Annotated in this window: 17 protein-coding genes; 5 read left to right on the top strand and 12 right to left on the bottom strand. The window is 64.6% G+C overall.

Features of this window, described 5'->3' with window-relative positions:
* The first annotated feature begins 59 nt into the window (after nucleotides 1-59).
* Nucleotides 60-806, top strand: a complete 747-nt coding sequence (locus JAB1_RS20240; RefSeq protein WP_070281543.1) for a lysophospholipid acyltransferase family protein — start codon at nucleotides 60-62, stop codon at nucleotides 804-806.
* On the opposite strand, the gene JAB1_RS20235 is transcribed toward JAB1_RS20240, so the two are convergent.
* The 7 genes from JAB1_RS20235 to JAB1_RS20205 all read right to left on the bottom strand — a co-directional run bounded on the left by JAB1_RS20235 (nucleotide 803) and on the right by JAB1_RS20205 (nucleotide 7,250).
* Nucleotides 803-1,567 (bottom strand): ABC transporter permease, encoded by a 765-nt coding sequence (locus JAB1_RS20235; protein ID WP_070281542.1) that lies wholly within the window; start codon nucleotides 1,565-1,567, stop codon nucleotides 803-805. The two genes, JAB1_RS20240 and JAB1_RS20235, sit on opposite strands and share 4 nt — an antisense overlap.
* Before the next feature lie 2 nt (nucleotides 1,568-1,569).
* Complete coding sequence (locus JAB1_RS20230; protein WP_070281541.1) at nucleotides 1,570-2,814, bottom strand: ABC transporter substrate-binding protein; 1,245 nt, start codon at nucleotides 2,812-2,814, stop codon at nucleotides 1,570-1,572.
* 17 nt (nucleotides 2,815-2,831) lie between these two features.
* Complete coding sequence (locus tag JAB1_RS20225; protein WP_034780212.1) at nucleotides 2,832-3,632, bottom strand: ABC transporter ATP-binding protein; 801 nt, start codon at nucleotides 3,630-3,632, stop codon at nucleotides 2,832-2,834.
* Nucleotides 3,629-4,708 (bottom strand): acyl-CoA dehydrogenase family protein, encoded by a 1,080-nt coding sequence (locus JAB1_RS20220; protein WP_070281540.1) that lies wholly within the window; start codon nucleotides 4,706-4,708, stop codon nucleotides 3,629-3,631. Before JAB1_RS20220 ends, JAB1_RS20225 begins: the two co-directional genes overlap by 4 nt.
* 1 nt (nucleotide 4,709) lies before the next feature.
* Nucleotides 4,710-5,264: a carboxymuconolactone decarboxylase family protein gene (locus tag JAB1_RS20215; protein ID WP_070281539.1), complete on the bottom strand. Its 555-nt coding sequence runs from the start codon at nucleotides 5,262-5,264 to the stop codon at nucleotides 4,710-4,712.
* Between the two features lie 118 nt (nucleotides 5,265-5,382).
* The gene (locus tag JAB1_RS20210; RefSeq protein ID WP_070281538.1) at nucleotides 5,383-6,303 is read right to left on the bottom strand and encodes an AraC family transcriptional regulator; all 921 of its coding nucleotides are present in this window, start codon (nucleotides 6,301-6,303) and stop codon (nucleotides 5,383-5,385) included.
* 107 nt (nucleotides 6,304-6,410) lie between these two features.
* Nucleotides 6,411-7,250 (bottom strand): symmetrical bis(5'-nucleosyl)-tetraphosphatase, encoded by an 840-nt coding sequence (locus JAB1_RS20205; protein ID WP_070281537.1) that lies wholly within the window; start codon nucleotides 7,248-7,250, stop codon nucleotides 6,411-6,413.
* 455 nt (nucleotides 7,251-7,705) lie between these two features.
* Between JAB1_RS20205 and JAB1_RS20200 the strand changes: the two genes are divergently transcribed.
* The 4 genes from JAB1_RS20200 to waaA all read left to right on the top strand — a co-directional run bounded on the left by JAB1_RS20200 (nucleotide 7,706) and on the right by waaA (nucleotide 11,809).
* Nucleotides 7,706-8,014: an H-NS histone family protein gene (locus tag JAB1_RS20200; RefSeq protein WP_034780203.1), complete on the top strand. Its 309-nt coding sequence runs from the start codon at nucleotides 7,706-7,708 to the stop codon at nucleotides 8,012-8,014.
* Between the two features lie 92 nt (nucleotides 8,015-8,106).
* Nucleotides 8,107-9,489, top strand: a complete 1,383-nt coding sequence (locus JAB1_RS20195; RefSeq protein WP_034780201.1) for a phosphomannomutase/phosphoglucomutase — start codon at nucleotides 8,107-8,109, stop codon at nucleotides 9,487-9,489.
* A 4-nt stretch (nucleotides 9,490-9,493) separates the two neighbouring features.
* Complete coding sequence (gene waaC / locus JAB1_RS20190) at nucleotides 9,494-10,516, top strand: lipopolysaccharide heptosyltransferase I (RefSeq protein WP_070281536.1); 1,023 nt, start codon at nucleotides 9,494-9,496, stop codon at nucleotides 10,514-10,516.
* Nucleotides 10,517-10,534: 18 nt separating this feature from the next.
* Nucleotides 10,535-11,809 (top strand): lipid IV(A) 3-deoxy-D-manno-octulosonic acid transferase, encoded by a 1,275-nt coding sequence (gene waaA / locus JAB1_RS20185; RefSeq protein WP_070281535.1) that lies wholly within the window; start codon nucleotides 10,535-10,537, stop codon nucleotides 11,807-11,809.
* 123 nt (nucleotides 11,810-11,932) lie between these two features.
* Here waaA and JAB1_RS20180 read toward each other — a convergent pair whose 3' ends face one another.
* From JAB1_RS20180 to glyQ, 5 genes are read right to left on the bottom strand one after another with little or no spacing between them, the layout of a single operon-like run.
* The gene (locus JAB1_RS20180; RefSeq protein WP_070281534.1) at nucleotides 11,933-12,856 is read right to left on the bottom strand and encodes a SprT family zinc-dependent metalloprotease; all 924 of its coding nucleotides are present in this window, start codon (nucleotides 12,854-12,856) and stop codon (nucleotides 11,933-11,935) included.
* Between the two features lie 44 nt (nucleotides 12,857-12,900).
* A complete protein-coding gene (locus tag JAB1_RS20175; protein WP_034780186.1) occupies nucleotides 12,901-13,641 on the bottom strand; it encodes a lysophospholipid acyltransferase family protein in 741 nt (246 codons plus the stop codon).
* Nucleotides 13,642-13,657: 16 nt separating this feature from the next.
* Nucleotides 13,658-14,245, bottom strand: coding sequence for a D-glycero-beta-D-manno-heptose 1,7-bisphosphate 7-phosphatase (gene gmhB / locus JAB1_RS20170; RefSeq protein WP_052139990.1), 588 nt, complete (start codon nucleotides 14,243-14,245; stop codon nucleotides 13,658-13,660).
* Nucleotides 14,245-16,347, bottom strand: coding sequence for a glycine--tRNA ligase subunit beta (gene glyS / locus JAB1_RS20165; protein WP_070281533.1), 2,103 nt, complete (start codon nucleotides 16,345-16,347; stop codon nucleotides 14,245-14,247). The genes gmhB and glyS overlap by 1 nt, the downstream gene beginning before the upstream one ends.
* A 39-nt stretch (nucleotides 16,348-16,386) precedes the next feature.
* Complete coding sequence (glyQ, locus tag JAB1_RS20160) at nucleotides 16,387-17,304, bottom strand: glycine--tRNA ligase subunit alpha (protein ID WP_034780177.1); 918 nt, start codon at nucleotides 17,302-17,304, stop codon at nucleotides 16,387-16,389.
* Nucleotides 17,305-17,370 lie beyond the last annotated feature (66 nt).

The following is a 17,370-nucleotide window of genomic DNA, read 5'->3' as shown; positions in this document are numbered from 1 at the left end:
TGCCCCGGCATCCCTTGTCTGCTCCCGGATTTCGGTTCTGGTTTATTTGTTGGTGTGATTTGAAACTTCTGCTTACCTACCGCCTCGCGCGCATCGCCATTCACCTGGGCTGCGGCATGGCCAAGAGCGCCGTGCTCTTTCCCTGGCTGGACCTGGAGGGGCGCAACCGGCGGATCCGCCGCTGGTCGACGCAACTGCTCGACATCTGCGGCGTGCACGTGGCGCAGCCGGCAGACAGCGTGCCGGCACTCGACCATGCGATGGTGGTGGCGAACCACGTTTCGTGGCTCGATATCTTCGTCATCAATGCCGTCCACCCCTGCCGTTTCGTCGCCAAGGCAGAAATCCGCGCCTGGCCGATCCTGGGCTGGCTGGCGGGGCGCGCCGGCACCATCTTCATTTCGCGCGGCAGCAAGCGCGACCTGCGTTTGATTTTCCAGGGCCTGGTGGATAAATTGACGGCGGGCGAGCGCATTGCGTTCTTTCCCGAAGGCACGACCGCCGCGCAAGGACAGATCCTGCCGTTTCACGCCAACCTGTTTGAGGCGGCCATCGACGCGCAAGTGCCGGTGCAGCCGTTCGCGCTCGTGTATGTGGATGACAAGGGAGCCTTGCACCACGCCGTCGACTTCATCGGCGAGATGAGCTTTGCGCAAAGCATGGTGGCGATTCTGAGCGGCCCGCCCATCACGGCGCGCCTGACCTGTCTGGCGCCAGTGGCGACGCTCGACGCGCACCGCCGTGAACTGGCAGCGGCAACGCAGGCGACTATCGCCGCCACGCTGCCGCTGGACAAGGCGGCTTAGTTCTTCACGTGCAGCCAGCGCGCATGCGCGGCGCGGGCCAGGTAGTCGAGGATGAAACCGAGTATGCCGATCAGCACGATGGCGGCCATCAGCTCCGAGTACGCGAGCCGGTCGCGCGTGTCGAGGATGAAGTAGCCGAGGCCCGCCGACACGCCCAGCATTTCCGCCGGTACCAGCACGATCCAGATGATGCCGATGGCCAGGCGCACGCCCGTCAGGATATCGGCCGTAATGCCCGGCAAAATCACCTTGAAGACGATCTCGCTGCGCGTGGCCGACAGGCTGCGGGCCAGCAGCAGCCAGTTCGGATCGAGCCGCGCCACGCCGGCCGCCGTATTGAGCAGGATCGGCCAGACGGCCGCAAACGCCAGCAGGAAGTACACGGGCGCGTCACCGACACCGAGCACCATCACGGCAATCGGCATCCACGATAGCGGCGAAATCATGCGCAGCAGCTGGAACAGCGGCATGGCCGCGCCGGAAAAGCTCTTCGACATGGCCACCAGCACGCCCAGCGGCACGCCGATGACGATGGCCAGTCCCAGGCCCACGGCTACCCTTTGCAGGCTCAGTACCACGTGCAGCCAGATATCCGAACCGCCCACCATCTCCTGGAACGCCAGCGCCGTGGGCAAGGGGGCGAAGGCGGTGGCGATCGGCGTGGATTTCTCCAGCGCCGTCACGCCCATGGACCACAGCAGCAAGGCACAGGCCAGCCCCACCATGGGCAGGCCGAACTTCGTGAACAACTTGCTTGCCATCGTCAGACCGCCACGGTTTCGCTGCGCAGCAGGTTGGCCGGCAAGCCGAAGGCGGCCGGGCCGCCGACTGCCGTGATGGCCTTGCGCACGAAGCGGTCATCGACCAGGTCGCGCGCGGCGAACTTCGGATCGAGGTTGGCCAGGAAGCGCGTATCGCCTTCGACCTTGGTGCGGCCGATGGCGCGCACCAGCTCTTCCGTGTACGAGGCGAACGGATATGGCTGGAAGTCGATGCGGCGCTGCTGCCAGTTCTTGTGCATGATCAGGCCCTGTTTTTCATAGCCGGCGTAATCGGTGGTGGCCAGCACCTTCGTCAGCACTTGCAGCGGATGCGGCGTGTAGCGGTGCTCGCCCACGTTCGACAGCAGCTTGGCCGTGTCGACCTGGTTCGAGCGCGTCCACAGCTGCGCCTTGACGATGGCATTTGTGACCTTTTGCGCCCATTCGGGACGCGTGTTGATGTCGCGCTCGGACAGGAACGTGACGCAGCATGCATGGTTTTTCCACACGTCGCCCGAGAAGCGCAGGATCTTGCCGATGCCGGCGTTTTCTGCCGCCGCATTGAACGGCTCGGCCACGATGTAGCCGGCAATCGACTTGCTGGCCAGCGCGGAGACCATTTCGGCCGGCGCCAGCACGATCAGATTGACCTCATTCGATTTGATGGCTGCGTTGCGCGCGCGCGTGACCGGGGTCAAGCCATTCGAGGACAGGATTTGCTGCAACAGGATGTTGTGGATCGAGTACCAGAACGGGATGGCGACCGTGCGCCCGCCCAGGTCGGAGACCTTGTTGATCTCGTTGGCCACCGTCAGCGCGGAACCGTTGACGTGGTTCCAGGCGACGACTTTCGCGGGGAACTTGGCGCCGTAGCGCACCCACAGGGTGGCCGGCGACAGCAGGTGGATGACGTTGACCTGGCCGGCGACGAAGGCTTCGATGATCTGCGCCCAGCTGCGGAACAGGCGCGGCGTTTCCGCCTGCAAGCCCTCGGCCTCGAACAGCTTGCGGGCGTGCGCGACGAGCAGCGGGGTGGCGTCGGTAATCGGCAGGTAGCCGATCTTCACGGGCTGGTCGTCGCCTTTCGGACCCTGCTGGGCCATGGCGTCGCCGGCGAACAGCAGCGGCGAGGCGACGCTGGCCGTGGCCAGGGCCGACATGCGCAGGAAGTCGCGCCGCGTCAGGCCGCAATCGCAATCGGACGAGGCGCAGATGTGCAGGGGTTTGTTTTGGTCTTCGAATGTCATGGGAATGTTCCGGTCGATTAATGGGGAGCAAAGGCGGGCGTTTGATCCTGCTTTTGCAGCGCCTGCAGGGCGTCGAGGATGTCCATCTTGAGGGCGATGACGTCGGCGCTGTGGCCGATGCGCGGCTGGGCGATGGCGACGGGCCATTCGCGCACGATGTTGCCCGGCTTGCCGCCCATGAGCAAGATGCGGTCGGCCACGAGGATCGCTTCATCGATATCGTGCGTGACGAGCAGCACGGCCGTGTGCCAGCGGTGCACCACGTCGACCAGCAGCGACTGCATCTCGGCGCGCGTGATGGCGTCGAGCGCGGAAAACGGTTCATCGGCAAACAGCAGTTCCGGTTCGCGCGCCAGCGCACGGGCCAGCGCCACGCGCTGCGCCATGCCGCCCGACAGGGCGGACGGGTACAGTTTTTCGCGGCCCTTCAAGCCGACCGCTTCGATGGCTTGCGCCACGCGCGCCTGGTGCGCCTCGCGCGTGAGCTGCGGCTGGTGCTTGAAGTCCAGGCCAAAGCCGGCGTTGCCCGTGACATTCAGCCAGGGCAAGAGGCTGGCTTGCTGGAACACGAGGGCGCTGCGCGGATCCGGTTCGCGCATGGGTGCATCGAGGAACTGGATCTCGCCCGTCGATGGCGGCTGCAAGCCGGCCAGCACGCGCAGCAAGCTCGATTTACCGCAGCCGCTGCCGCCCAGCAGGCAGACGATTTCACGCTTGCGCACGCCCAGCGAGACGTGCTGGAACACAGGCGCTGTGCCGGGATAGGCGTAGCTCAGGTCCTGCGCCTGCAGCGCCCAGTCTTGCGCCGCTGCCGTCATGCCGGAGCCCCCGCTGCCGCCTGCTGGCTGTCGAACAGCTGCAAGGCCACCTGCAATTGCGTGAGGCTGGGGGTGACGATGGGGATGAACGACGATTCGCGCCAGCGGCGGGCAAAGCCCTGCTGCTCGGCGTTCAGGTAGGCGCGCCCGCCCATGGCTTGCAGTTCCAGCATCAGCGCCTGCTGCAGCACGTCGGCCAGTTGTATGCGCAGGCGGAACATGGCTGGCGCCTGCGTCTGGAAGCGGCCATCATGCACGCCGGCCAGCAGCGTAGCGACGGCGTTTTCCAGGGTGGCTTGCAGCGCTTCGATGCGGGGCGTGAGCTGGTTGCGCGAGCCGGCGGAAATCTGCGCCGCTTTTGCCAGGCTGGCGCGCGCCAGGCCGATCGACAGGCCGCACTGCATGCCGAGGAACGATGGGCGCACCTGCGGCAGCCAGGCTGGCGCATTGTCGCTGATGATGTCCGCGGCGGGAATGTGCACCTGCGCCAGCTTGACGGAAGCCGTATTGCTGCCGCGCAGGGCGATCAGGTCCAGGTCTTCGTTGCGCTTGACGCCTGCCGTGCCGCTGTCGAAGGCGACGATGACGGGGGGCGCGCCGTCGTTCGGCGCCACGGCGGCCGCCGCGACAAAGCCCGCCTTGCGCAAGTTCGTCACCCAGGCCAGGCCGCCGTCGACCAGCAGGCCGTCATCATGGCGCGCGCCCGTGATCTGCAGCTGCTCGATGCCGGACAAGAATTTCATGGCGTTCGACAAACCGCTGGCGCCCGCTTGCGTGCCTGCCAGCAGGCCTGGCAAGCGGCGCTCGGCCAACGCGCGGTTCTCGCTTTGCAGCAGGAATTCGATGAAGCAGCGCTGGCCCCAGAAAACAAAAGCTGCCGTCACCGATTGCTCGGCCACTTTGGCGATGGCGTCGATGGCGTCGCGTACGTCGCCGCCAGCGCCGCCATGTGCCTGCGGCACGCCGATGGCCAGCAGCTGGTCGCCAGCGAGGGCCGGCAAAACGGTTTCAGCCAGTTCCGATGATTGGTCAAGCTGGTCGGCATGCATGTGCAGCCAGTGATTGAGGCGGCCCATGTCAGACGGCGCCAGGCAGGTAGGGCGTCAACTGCGGATTGACGGGCGTGCCGGCCAGGCTGTTGGAGAAATTGCACAGGGTGGCCAGGCTGATGCCCAGCACGACTTCCAGCGCCTGCTGTTCGTCGTAGCCGGCGGCCAGGAAGGCTTGATATTCGCTGTCGGCGACGGCGCCGCGCGTGGCGATGACGGCCGTGGCGAAGGCGGCGACGGCGTCCAGTTTGATGTCGCCCGTCGGCTGGCCGTGCTGCAGGGCGCGCACCGTGTCCGGTGTCTGGCCCGCTTTTTTCAGCGAGATGGCACTATGGCCGGCGATGCAGAAATCGCAGCCATGGATGCGCGCTGCCGTGATTTGCACCACTTCGCGTTCCATCAGGCTCAGGCTGGCGCGTCCATTGATGCCGGAGACGGTCAGATAGGTTTCCAGGGCCAGCGGGGCATTGGCCAGCACGCCGATCAGGTTGGGCAGGAAGCCATTGTTGGCGATGGCCTTTTCCACGAAGGGACGGCTATCGGCCGGAGCGGTATCGAGAGTGTGCAGCGTCAGACGGGACATGGGGTACCTTGCTAAGTTGGTAAGTCACCCGGCCATTATATCGGCCATGCCGTGCGCGCAACAGACGTCAGCGTCGCCCTTTTGTGCTCGTTCGTCTGCGATTGTGAGATCCTTGATTTCAGCCGGCCAGCTGGCGCAAGCGCTGGTCGCGCCGGTAGGCGCCCGGCTGCTCGCCCGTGACCCGCTTGAAGGCGCGCGTAAAGGCGGCGTGCGAGCGGTAGCCCACCAGTTCGGCCGCGCGTTCGACGGAGACGCCGTCGTGCAGCCGGCGCGCCGCGATCTTCATGCGCAGCAGGAGCAGGAACTGGGCCGGCGAGTGGCCGCTGGCGCTGGCGAAATGCTTGCAGAAGCTGGCGCGCGACATGCACGCTGCCTTGGCCATGTTCTCGATCGACCAGTCGGCGGCAGGGGCGTCGAGCATGCGTTTGAGCAGCGGCGAAAACGCGGGCTGGTGCAGCAGCGACAGCAGGCCGGCCGCCACCTGCTCGCCCTGCGCCACATGGCGGATCAGGTAAAAAAACAGCAGTTCGACCAGGCGCGCGATGAGCGGCGACGGTTGTTCCGGATCGCCGCCCGCTTCCGCCAGGATCAGGTCGAACAGCGCGGCGGCGGCGCTGAAGGCGGGCGCGTCGCCGCGTATCAGCAGATATGGCGGGAAGGAGTCGACGATCAGCGCTGAGAGGGCACCGCGAAATTGAAAGAAGCCGCAGGCCAGCGCCGTCGCCGGCAGTTTCGTGGGCGCCTGCAGCGGCAGCATGGCTTGCGCGCTGACCGCCTGCAGCGGGTCGCTGTGGGGACTCAGAAAGTGCGGCAAGTCGCGCAGCAGGAAGACGCCGTCGCGCGGGCCGAGCGCAATCGGCGCCGCGCCATCGAGGTGCAGATAGCAGTGGCCATCGAGCACCAGGTGAAAGCTGCCCAGTTCCCGGCCTGCCGTGGAGGCGCGCCAGCGGCCGCAGTACTGGCCCACATGCAGGACGGCGGTGTCGAGTTCCAGGCTGCCGAGCAGCCAGCGCGCCAGTCTGTCGGTATCAGGGGACATGGGATAGCACAGGCAAAAGCTGCATCATAAAAGTTGCATCATAAGGGCCACGCGCTGCAAGGCCAACGACCGATTTCGACTAAGCATATGCGCGCCATGCTTGTCACTTACCGCTTGCCACTGTGTTGCTGGAAGGCAGGGCAGTCGACTTGCAGCAGCGAGCGGTCTTCCAGACACACGGCCGACAGTTTTCCGCCCCACACGCAGCCGCTATCGAGGCCAATCAGGTGTGGCCGCAACTGCAGTCCCAGCGCCGACCAGTGGCCGAAGACGATGGTGTCGCCAGCGCTGCGCCGTCCCGGGACGTCGAACCACGGCAGCAGGCCGGAGCCGGGCGGCGGGCTGCCGCTTTCCTTCATCTTGAAGTCCATCACGCCGTCCGGCGTGCAAAAGCGCAGCCGCGTCATGGCGTTGATGATGCAGCGCAGCCGGTCGGCGCCCTGCAGGTCGTCGCTCCAGGCAGCCGGCTCGTTGCCGTACATGGTGCGCAGGAACGCCACCCAGCCGTCGCTGCGCAGCATGGCGGACACTTCCCCGCTCAGCGACAGGGCCTGGGCAGCGCTCCATTGCGGCAGCAAGCCCGCATGCACGAGTACATGGCCGTCGTGTTCCAGTGCCAGTGGCCGTTGGCGCAGCCAGGCGAGCAATTCCTCGCGGTCGGGCGCATCGAGGATCTCGGCCAGCGTATCGGACGCATGCTCGGGGCGGATGCCGTTGGCCACGGCCAGCAGGTGCAAGTCATGGTTGCCCAAAACGCTGTCGGCCAGGCCCTGCCGCGCCAGCGCATGCACGTGGCGCAGGGTGGCCAGCGATGCGGGGCCGCGATTGATCAGGTCGCCCGCGAACAGCAGGCGGTAGGGGCCATCCGCTGCCGCCTGGATCCGTTCGATCAGCTCGACGGTTTGTGCGTGGCAGCCTTGCAGATCGCCGATAAAGTAAGTTTTCATATGTGCCGGGGTGAAGTGAACTACGCGCCTGCATTATAAGCATGCCAGCCCTTTGGCGTTGGGTACATTGCGGGGCTGCGAGCAATTGCGCGCATGGCCGGCGGGAAGAAAAAAGCGGATGCCGATTATGCCGCATGGGGATTTAATAGGGCTGCATTTCCCGTTGCCGTACATCGATAATAATCGGCCAGCGCTTTTATCGGCATGGATGGCTGCGCCATGCCAGCCTTGCAAGCGGCATGCGCAGCCATTCCGGAATGCCACGCATCCTTGTTTATTTATTTTTCACGCGTGCTTTCGGCATATTCTTCATTGAATCTTAATGTTGAGCAGATAAATACGCTGATGGCCGCGATTCAATAGTTGATGGATTATGCAACGGTGCGCAGCTGTTTATACAATGTAGTATATTTCCCGTGATTTTATTATTTAAATTAATGTAAAGGATGTACCGGATGGATCTGTCAACGATGACAATGCTGGAATTGCGCAAGCTGGAAGATAATGTGAAGCAGGAATTGAACGGCCGCGAGCGCGAAGACTTGAACAAGGCGCGCGAACAGATCATGGCCATCGCGCAGCAGGCGGGCATTCCGCTGAAACAGCTGATACTCGATGGTTTGCACCCGCGCACGGGCAAGGTCGCGGTGCGTTACCGCCACCCTGACAATGCGACCGAGCAATGGACAGGCCGTGGCCGCCAGCCGCTGTGGGTCAAGCAGTGGGTGGAATCGGGCAAGTCGATCGATCTGCTGCGCGTATAATTCGGTATACTCTTGGCGCAGTAGCAAGCTGTCAGCCGCTCGCTGCACCTTGCCAGGCACCCTACTATTCCCTTACTTATACCGCCCACACCATGCTTCCATTGTCCAGAACGATCTTCAAGGCCTACGATATCCGCGGCATCATCGCTAAAACCCTCGATGCCAGCGTGGCGCACAAGATCGGTCAGGCATTTGGCCAGGCAGCCCTGGCCAAGGGCGAGCAGCGGGTCGTGATCGGCCGCGATGGCCGCCTGTCGGGACCGGAATTGACGGCAGCGCTGGCGCAGGGCTTGCAAGCGGCAGGCATCGATGTGATCGACCTGGGCGTGGTGGCTACGCCGATGGTTTATTTCGGCACGAATGTGCTCGACACGCGCTCCGGCATCATGGTCACGGGCAGCCACAATCCGCCCGACTACAACGGCTTCAAGATGGTGCTGGCCGGTGAAGCCATTCACGGCGAAGCGATCCAGGCCCTGTACCACAGCATCGTCGCGCACGACGGCAGCGCCAGCAGCACACCGGGCAGCTATGCCACGCACGATATCCGCGCCGCTTACCTGGAGCGCATCCTGGGCGACGTCAAGCTGGCGCGTCCGATCAAGATCGCCGTCGACTGCGGCAATGGCGTGGCCGGCGCATTCGCGGGCGACCTGTTCCGCGGCATGGGCTGCGAAGTCATCGAACTGTTCTGCGAAGTCGATGGCAATTTCCCGAACCACCACCCGGACCCGGCGCATCCGGAAAACCTGCAAGACCTGATCCGCTGCCTGGCCGAGACGGATGCCGAAATCGGCATCGCCTTCGACGGCGACGGCGACCGCCTGGGCGTGGTCACCAAGGATGGCCAGATCATCTACCCTGACCGCCAGATGATGCTGTTTGCCGCCGACGTGCTGACCCGCCACCCAGGCGCGCAGATTTTGTATGACGTGAAATGCACGCGCCACCTGGCGCCGTGGATCAGCAAGCATGGCGGCGTGCCGCTGATGTACAAGACGGGCCACTCGCTGGTGAAAGCCAAGCTGCGTGAAACGGGCGCGCCGCTGGGCGGCGAAATGAGCGGCCACATCTTCTTCAAGGACCGCTGGTACGGTTTCGACGACGGCCTGTATTCGGCTGCGCGCCTGCTGGAAATCCTCACGCGCGAAGCGGATCCGTCAAGCCTGCTCAATTCCCTGCCGCAGTCCGACAGCACGCCGGAACTGCACCTGGAACTGAAGGAAGGCGAGAACGTCGCGCTGATGGACATGCTGCGCCGCGACGCCGTCTTCCCCGGCAATGAACAGATCATCACCATCGACGGCTTGCGCGTGGAATACGCGGACGGCTTCGGCCTGGCCCGCTCGTCGAACACCACGCCGGTGATCGTCATGCGCTTCGAAGCGGAAACGCCGGAAGCCCTGGCGCGCATCCAGGGGCAGTTCAAGAGCGTGATCCTGGCGGCCAAGCCAGACGCTGTCCTGCCGTTCTGACAGCATGGCCGGTCAACCTGGCGCACAGGCGCCCTTGAAAATCCTGCTCGTGCGGGTATCTTCGCTGGGCGACGTGCTGCATAACTTGCCGATGGTGGCGGACATCGCCCGCCATTTCCCGAACGCGACCATCGACTGGGTGGTCGAGGAGGGCTATACCAGCCTGGTGCGCCTGAACCCGCGCGTGGCTACCATCTTCCCGTTTGCGCTGCGGCGCTGGCGCAAGAGCCTGGGCAAGAAAGAGACGCGCGCGGAAATCGCCGCCTTCTTCCGCAGCCTGCGGCAGACGCGCTACGATTATGTGTTCGATACCCAGGGCCTGCTCAAGACGGGCATCATCATGGGCGCCGCGCGCCTGGCGCCGGGCGGACAGAAAGTCGGCCTGGCCAACGGCAGCGAAGGTTCCGGCTATGAAGGCATCTCGCGCCTGTTTCACACGAAAAGCATCCCGCTCGACCCGCGCACGCATGCGGTAGCGCGCGGCCGCCTGGTGGCCGCCGCGGCACTCGGCTACACGGTCGACACGCCGGCTGATTTCGGCTTGCCGGAAGTATCAGGCAGCGAGCCGCGCCCGGACTGGATGGGCGAGGCGCCTTACTGCGTGTATTTCCACGGCACGGCGCGCGACGCCAAGAAATGGGCGCCGGAAAACTGGATCGCCCTGGGCCAGGCGCTCGCGCCCATGCCGATTCTGCTGCCCTGGGGTTCGCTCAAGGAAAAGGCGGAAGCCGAACAAGTGGCGGCCGGCCTGCCGAATGCGCGCGTGCTGCCTAAGCTGTCGATGGGCGACGCCACCCTGCTGGCGCGCCATGCGGCGCTGGTGATCGGCGTCGACACGGGCCTGACGCATATCGCCGCCGCCTTTGTGCGTCCGACGGTGGAAATCTATGCCGATTCCCCGTTGTGGAAAACGGAAGGCAACTGGTCGCCGAAAATCATCAACCTGGGCGACAAGGGCGCGCCGCCCGGCGTGCCGGAAGTGCTGGCCGCGGCGCAGCGCCTGCTGGCCGACTATCCTCCCGCCTGACTTCAACATCAAACAATCATGCGACTTCTTTATACCCTTGCCTGGTGGCTGGCCTTGCCACTGGTGCTGGCGCGGCTGTGGCTGCGCGGACGCCAGGAACCCGGCTACCGCCGGCACTGGGGCGAGCGCCTGGGCTTTTACGGGCGCCAGCCAGCCCCTGCCATGGACACCATCTGGCTGCACGCCGTTTCCGTCGGCGAGACGCGCGCGGCCGAGCCGCTGATCGATGCGCTGCTGGCCGCATGGCCCGCTTGCCGCATCGTCCTCACGCACATGACGCCGACGGGGCGCGCCACGGGCAAGTCCCTGTTCGCCAAACACGGCACGCGTCTCGTGCAAAGCTATCTGCCGTACGACACGGGCGCCATGCCGGCCCGCTTCATCCGCCATTTCGCGCCGCGCATCTGCATCCTGATGGAGACGGAAGTGTGGCCGAATCTGATCCACCAATGCAATCGCTACAAAGTGCCGGTGGTGCTGGCCAATGCGCGATTGTCGCAGCGCTCGCTGGGCAAGGCGCAGCGCCTGGGTAAGCTCATCACCGATGCGGCGCGCGGCATCACCCTGGTCGCGGCGCAGACGCAGGACGACGCCGATCGCGTGCGCCAGCTGGGCGTGCGGGACGTGGTCGTCACGGGCAGCATCAAGTTCGACGTCGTCGTGCCCGAGGCGGCGCTGGCGACGGGGGCGGCGCTGCGCGCAGCCATCGGCGCACGTCCCGTGCTGCTGTGCGCCAGCACGCGCGAAGGGGAAGAGCAGCTGATCCTCGAAGCACTGGCGCGCGCCAGCCTGCCACCTGACGCGCTGTTGCTGGTCGTGCCGCGCCATCCGCAGCGCTTCGACGAAGTGGAAAAACTGATCGCGGCGCAGGGCCTGGCCGTGCAGCGCAGGTCCGGCCTGGCGCAAGGCGATGCCGTTGCGGCGGCCACGCAGGTGCTGCTGGGCGACTCGATGGGCGAGATGTTTGCGTACTATGCAGCCTGCGATTGCGCTTTCGTCGGTGGCAGCCTGCTGCCGCTGGGCGGGCAAAACCTGATCGAGCCGGCAGCCCTGGGCAAGCCCGTGCTGATCGGTCCCCACACCTTCAATTTCGCGCTGGTGACCGAGCAGGCGATTGCCGCCGGCGGCGCCGCGCTGGTGGCAGACGCCGATGCGCTGATGGCGCAGGCGTCGGCCCTGTTGCAGGATCCCGCGCGCCTGGCGGCTATGGGAGAAAAAGCGCTGGCGTTTGCCAACCAGCACCGGGGCGCCACGCCACGCACGATAGCGGCCATCAAGCCCCTGTTGCCGTGATGGATGCACGGCCAACAATGTTGTCGGATTACGGCCTGCGGCCTAATCCGACCTACTGCCGTGATCGAGGTAGGTCGGATTAGCGCTTGCGCGTAATCCGACAGGCGACGCCAACAATGTTGTTTACGCGAACAGGACTGGCAGCTCTTGCGAGCGCTTCCTCAGCGCCTGCTTGGCACCGTCGTAATCGGGATAGATCGATTCCACGGTGGCCCAGAAGCGGGGGCTGTGGTTCATTTCCAGCAGGTGCGACAGTTCGTGCGCCACCACGTAGTCGATCAGCGGCAGGGCGAAGTGGATCAAACGCCAGTTCAGGCGGATCTTGCGCTCGATGGTGCAACTGCCCCAGCGCGTGCCGGCCGACGATAGCGACAATGAGTCGTAGCGCACGCCCAGCTTGTCCGCATACAGGTCTAGCCGCGCCTCGAACAGCTGGCGCGCTTCATGCTGGAACCAGCCCTTCACTTTTTCCTTCAATTGCTGTTCGCTGCCCGTGGGCGTGACCCATACGTGCAGCTCATTCGTCTCGCGCTGGAAGCTGGCGCGGTGGCGCGGCGCCTGGTGCAATCGCAAGGTGATTTCGCCGCCGAGGTAGGGCAGCACGGCGCCATCGACCCAGGCCACGGGCGGGCGCTGCTGGCGCTGCACCTTGCGCTCGCCCCGCTCCAGTAGCTTCGAGACGATCCAGCCTTGCTTGGCGCGGATGGCGTTGTCGATTTCGGCCAGGGTGACGCGCTTGGGCGCCGTGACGCGCAAGCCGTTATCGTCGATCATGAAGCCGATGGAACGGCGCGTGGAGCGGCGCAGGGCGAATTCGACGAGGTGGCTGCCCAGCTGCAGCTGGCGCAGCGGCGGGCCATCGGCGGTGCGTGGCGGGGAAGGCAGGGGAGGCGGGGCGGGACGAATGATGGGGGGCGCGGGCGCCACTACCGGTGGCGCCACGGGCGGCGCTGGCGGTGCCGTGGGGCGCACCGCCGGGGGCGTGCTGGTCGAGACGTCATGCGCGAACAAATCCAGTTGCTGGTCGCCGACCTTGATGGTCTTCATCTGCTGGCGCAGTGTCGGCTCCTGGATGACCGCGCTGATGCCGTCTAGCCAGCGTTGTAGGCGTGAGGCGAAATGACGCGCATTTCTGATTCTATCCAATTTTCCACCTGTTGCATCATGCTGTCCGGGGTTTGCCCTTCCGGCGAAATCGGTTTGCCTATCGAGACGGTGATCAGTCCCGGGCGTTTGAGGAATGACTGCTTGGGCCAGCACTCGCCTGAGTTGTGTGCAATCGGCACCACCACGGCGCCCGTGGCGATGGCCAGACGCGTGCCGCCGCTCTTGTACTTGCCCGTCTGGCCCACAGGAATGCGCGTGCCTTCAGGGAACATGATAATCCATTGGCCATCGGCCAGACGGCGCTTGCCATGCGCGACCACGCTCTTGAACGCATGCTTGCCCTGCTTGCGGTCGATGGGGATCATGCGCAGCAGCGCCATGGCCCAGCCGAAGAACGGGATGTACAAAATCTCCTTCTTGAACACATACACGAGCGGGCGTGGCAGGCTGGGAAGCAAAAAGATGGTTTCCCATGCCGACTGGTGCTTCGACAGCACGATGGCCGGCGCGTCGGGGAAGTTCTCGGCGCCCTTGACTTCATAGCGGATGCCGCAAATGACCTTGGCACACCACAGGATAAACACGTTCCAGCGCGAGGTGACCCAATAGCGCTTGTTGTAGCTCAATGGCGCGGCAAAAAAGCACACGCAGGCCCAGACGATGGTGGCCACAATCATGATGATCATGAACAGCAGGGATCGCAGGAACAGGGAAATATTACGCAATGCGGTTCTCCGAAGATTAGATACTCAATGCCACGCTGGGCGCCGCTGCGGCGGGCGCCTTGAGCAGGTGGCTGACGACGGCGGCCAGGTCGGGGAAGACCTGGGTGCCAGGCGGCAGGCCACCCGTTTCGTTGGTCTTTTCGCCCTTGCCCGTCAATACCAGGTAGGGCACGCAGCCGCTGATGAAGCCGGCCTGCAGGTCGCGCAGCGAATCGCCGACGGTGGGCACGCCTTTCAGGCTGGTGTTGTAGCGCTGCGAGATCTCATGGAACATGCCGGGCTTGGGCTTGCGGCAGTCGCAATTGTCCGCGCCCGCGTGCGGGCAAAAGAAGATGGCGTCGATATCGGCGCCTACCTGCTGCGCCAGGGTGTGCATCTTCTGGTGGATCGCGTTCAGCACCGTCATGTCGAAATATTCGCGCGCGATGCCCGACTGGTTCGAAGCGATGACGACGCGATAGCCAGCCTGGTTCAGGCGGGCGATCGCTTCGAGCGAACCGGGGATCGGCAGCCATTCTGCCGGCGACTTGATGAAGTCCGGCGAGTCATGATTAATGACGCCGTCGCGGTCGAGAATAATCAGTTTCAGAGCCGGAGTACCCATTATGCCGCCAGCTTGGAAATGTCGGCCACGCGGTTCATCATGCCGTGCAAGGACGACAGCAAGGCCAGGCGGTTGTTGCGCAGGGCGACATCCTCGGCCATCACCATCACGTCATTGAAGAAGCCATCGACATCGTCGCGCAGCTGCGCCAGGGTTTGCAGGGTGCTGGTGAAATCGCCCTTGGCAAAGGCCGCGTCGACTTCCGGCTGCACGCGCGAAACGGCGGCGGCCAGTTTTTTCTCCGCTTCGTCCTGCAGCAGCGCCACGTTCACGCCACCGGCGGCGACCTGGCTGACGGCTTCCTCGTTCTTTTTCAGGATGTTCGTGATGCGCTTGTTGGCGGCGGCCAGCGAGGCGCTTTCCGGCAGTGCGGCAAACGCCTGCACGGCTTCCAGGCGCTGCACGATGTCGTCCAGGCGGTCCGGGTTTTGCGCCACGACGGCTTCGATTTCATTTGGCGAGAAACCGCGCTCGCGCAGGATGCCGCGCAGGCGGTCCAGCATGAAGGTGGTGACATCCGCGACCGGATCCTTGAAGCCGGGCACCGTTGCGAACTGCGCGGCGGCATCGGCCAGCAAGCCCTGGATCGACAGTGGCAAGCGCTTTTCCAGCAGCATGCGCAGCACGCCCAGGGCGTGGCGGCGCAGCGCGAACGGATCCTTGTCGCCCGTCGGCGCCAGGCCGATGGCCCAGATGCCGACCAGGGTTTCGAGCTTGTCGGCCAGGGCCACGGCGGTGCCGGTGCCGGTGGTCGGCAGGCTGTCGCCGGCAAAGCGCGGCTGGTAGTGTTCGGAGGCGGCCAGCGCCACCTCTTCTGGTTCGCCGTCATGGCGCGCGTAATACGTGCCCATGATGCCTTGCAGTTCGGGGAATTCGCCCACCATATCGGTCAGCAGATCGGCCTTGGCCAGCAGGGCGCCGCGTTCGGCCAGTGCCACGTCATATTGCAGCTTGGCGGCGATGGCGCCGGCCAGCGACTTGACGCGCTCTGTGCGGGCCGCTTGCGTGCCCAGCTTGTTGTGGTAGACCACGTTGGCCAGCAGCGGCAGACGCGCTGCCAGGGTCTTCTTCTTGTCTTGCTCGAAGAAGAACTTGGCGTCGGACAGGCGCGGGCGCACGACGCGCTCGTTGCCGCCGATGATGTGCTCGGGCGTGTCTGTCTCGATGTTCGAGACGATCAAAAAGCGCGAGCGCAGCTTGCCTTCGCTGTCCGTCAGGGCGAAGTATTTCTGGTTCGTCTGCATGGTGAGGATCAGGCATTCCTGCGGCACGGCCAGGAATTCTTCCTCGAAATGGCATTCATACACGACCGGCCATTCGACCAGGGCGGTGACTTCATCGAGCAGCGCTTCGGGCATCAGCACCTGGTCGGCGCCGGCCTTGTCCAGCAACTGGGCGCGGATGCGCTCCTTGCGTTCCTCGTTGCTGGCGATGACGCTGGCGTTGAGTATCAGCGAAGGCGCATAGTTTTCCGCGTGCGCGATGGTGATCGGTTCGCCGTCGGTGAGGAAGCGGTGGCCCAGGGTGGTGCGGCCGGCCGTCAAGCCCAGCAGGGTCAGGGGCAGGATATTAATGCCGTGCAGGGCGATCAGGCTGTGGGCCGGGCGCACGAATTGCACGGTGGTGCCGTCCGGGCGCTGATAGCTCATCAGCTTTGGAATCGGCAGCTTGGCGCAAGATTCCGTCAATGCCGCCTGCGCGCCGGTGGCGAGCTGGCTGCCTGGCGCCGTGTAGGTATAGAAGAAGCTTTCAGCCTTGCCGTCGGCGGCGCGTTCCAGCTCGGCCACCGTCAGCTCGGGGAAGCCCAGTGCGGCCAGTTTCTTGGCCAGCGGCGGCGTGCCGTTACCGTTCGCGTCCAGCGCCACGGAGACGGGCAAGACTTTTTCGCGGATTGATTTGTCGGGCGAGACTTCGCGCACGTTGGTGATGGAGACGGCCAGGCGGCGCGGCGAGGCGTAGCTGGTGGCGACGCTGTCGGCTTCCAGGAAGTCGCGCGCTTTCAGGCCGTTGACGATGCCGGCCGTGAAGGCGGCGCCCAGTTTGGCCAGCGCTTTCGGCGGCAGTTCTTCGGTCAGCAGTTCGATGAGCAGTGTTTGGTTCATGGTGTTCTTGTCTGGTACGGCGGTGTATGAGCTAGGCGATCAAGCGGCGGCGGGTTGGTCTGCGGCGGGCAGCATCGGGAAACCGAGGCGCTCGCGCGAGTCGTAATACGCTTGCGCCACCAGGCGCGACAGGGTGCGCACGCGGCCGATGTAGGCGGCGCGTTCCGTCACCGAGATGGCGCCGCGCGCGTCGAGCATATTGAAGCTGTGCGAGGCCTTCATGATCTTTTCGTAGGCGGGCAGGGTCAGTTGCAGCTCGATCAAACGCTTCGCTTCCGCTTCGTAGTTGCCGAACTGTTCGAACAGCAGGTCCGTGTTCGCGTGCTCGAAGTTGTAGGTCGATTGCTCCACCTCGTTCTGGTGGAAGACGTCGCCGTAGGTCAGCTTCTTCGTGACTCCGTTTTCTTCCCACTCGGTCCACACCAGGTCATACACGTTTTCCACGCCTTGCAGATACATGGCCAGGCGTTCGATGCCGTAGGTGATCTCGCCCAGCACGGGCTTGCAATCGAGGCCGCCCACTTGCTGGAAGTAGGTAAATTGGGTCACTTCCATGCCGTTCAGCCAGACTTCCCAGCCCAGGCCCCAGGCGCCCAGGGTCGGGCTTTCCCAGTCGTCTTCGACGAAGCGCACGTCATTCTGCTTCAAGTCCAGGCCCAGCGCGGCCAGCGAACCCAGATACAGGTCGAGGATGTTTTCCGGCGCAGGTTTGAGCACCACCTGGTACTGGTAGTAGTGCTGCATGCGGTTCGGGTTTTCGCCATAGCGGCCATCTTTCGGGCGGCGCGACGGCTGCACATACGCGGCGCGCCAGGGTTCCGGGCCGATCGCGCGCAGGAAGGTGCCGGTGTGGAAGGTGCCGGCGCCGACTTCCATGTCGTAAGGCTGGAGCAGGGCGCAACCTTGCTTGTCCCAATAGGTTTGCAAGGTCAGGATAATTTGTTGAAATGTGAGCATCGTATGAGTTCGCCGCGCGGGAGACTGCGCGCTGTTAAGGTTTGCTTGAAGCCCGGACGCTGCCAG

It is taken from the genome of Janthinobacterium sp. MP5059B (genome assembly GCF_001758645.1).
Classification (GTDB): Bacteria; Pseudomonadota; Gammaproteobacteria; order Burkholderiales; family Burkholderiaceae_D; genus Janthinobacterium; species Janthinobacterium lividum.
Note: the sequence above shows the minus strand (reverse complement) of the source record. Positions and strands in the feature narration are given on the sequence as shown.

Bases quoted from the DNA above. Each gene is read 5' to 3' on its own strand.
- JAB1_RS20235 (WP_070281542.1), bottom strand. From the start codon at position 1,567: ATGGCAAGCAAGTTGTTCACGAAGTTCGGCCTGCCCATGGTGGGGCTG.
- JAB1_RS20230 (WP_070281541.1), bottom strand. From the start codon at position 2,814: ATGACATTCGAAGACCAAAACAAACCCCTGCACATCTGCGCCTCGTCC.
- JAB1_RS20225 (WP_034780212.1), bottom strand. From the start codon at position 3,632: ATGACGGCAGCGGCGCAAGACTGGGCGCTGCAGGCGCAGGACCTGAGC.
- JAB1_RS20220 (WP_070281540.1), bottom strand. From the start codon at position 4,708: ATGGGCCGCCTCAATCACTGGCTGCACATGCATGCCGACCAGCTTGAC.
- JAB1_RS20215 (WP_070281539.1), bottom strand. From the start codon at position 5,264: ATGTCCCGTCTGACGCTGCACACTCTCGATACCGCTCCGGCCGATAGC.
- JAB1_RS20210 (WP_070281538.1), bottom strand. From the start codon at position 6,303: ATGTCCCCTGATACCGACAGACTGGCGCGCTGGCTGCTCGGCAGCCTG.
- JAB1_RS20205 (WP_070281537.1), bottom strand. From the start codon at position 7,250: ATGAAAACTTACTTTATCGGCGATCTGCAAGGCTGCCACGCACAAACC.
- JAB1_RS20200 (WP_034780203.1), top strand. From the start codon at position 7,706: ATGGATCTGTCAACGATGACAATGCTGGAATTGCGCAAGCTGGAAGAT.
- JAB1_RS20195 (WP_034780201.1), top strand. From the start codon at position 8,107: ATGCTTCCATTGTCCAGAACGATCTTCAAGGCCTACGATATCCGCGGC.
- waaC (WP_070281536.1), top strand. From the start codon at position 9,494: ATGGCCGGTCAACCTGGCGCACAGGCGCCCTTGAAAATCCTGCTCGTG.
- waaA (WP_070281535.1), top strand. From the start codon at position 10,535: ATGCGACTTCTTTATACCCTTGCCTGGTGGCTGGCCTTGCCACTGGTG.
- JAB1_RS20180 (WP_070281534.1), bottom strand. From the start codon at position 12,856: ATGAAGACCATCAAGGTCGGCGACCAGCAACTGGATTTGTTCGCGCAT.
- gmhB (WP_052139990.1), bottom strand. From the start codon at position 14,245: ATGGGTACTCCGGCTCTGAAACTGATTATTCTCGACCGCGACGGCGTC.
- glyS (WP_070281533.1), bottom strand. From the start codon at position 16,347: ATGAACCAAACACTGCTCATCGAACTGCTGACCGAAGAACTGCCGCCG.
- glyQ (WP_034780177.1), bottom strand. From the start codon at position 17,304: ATGCTCACATTTCAACAAATTATCCTGACCTTGCAAACCTATTGGGAC.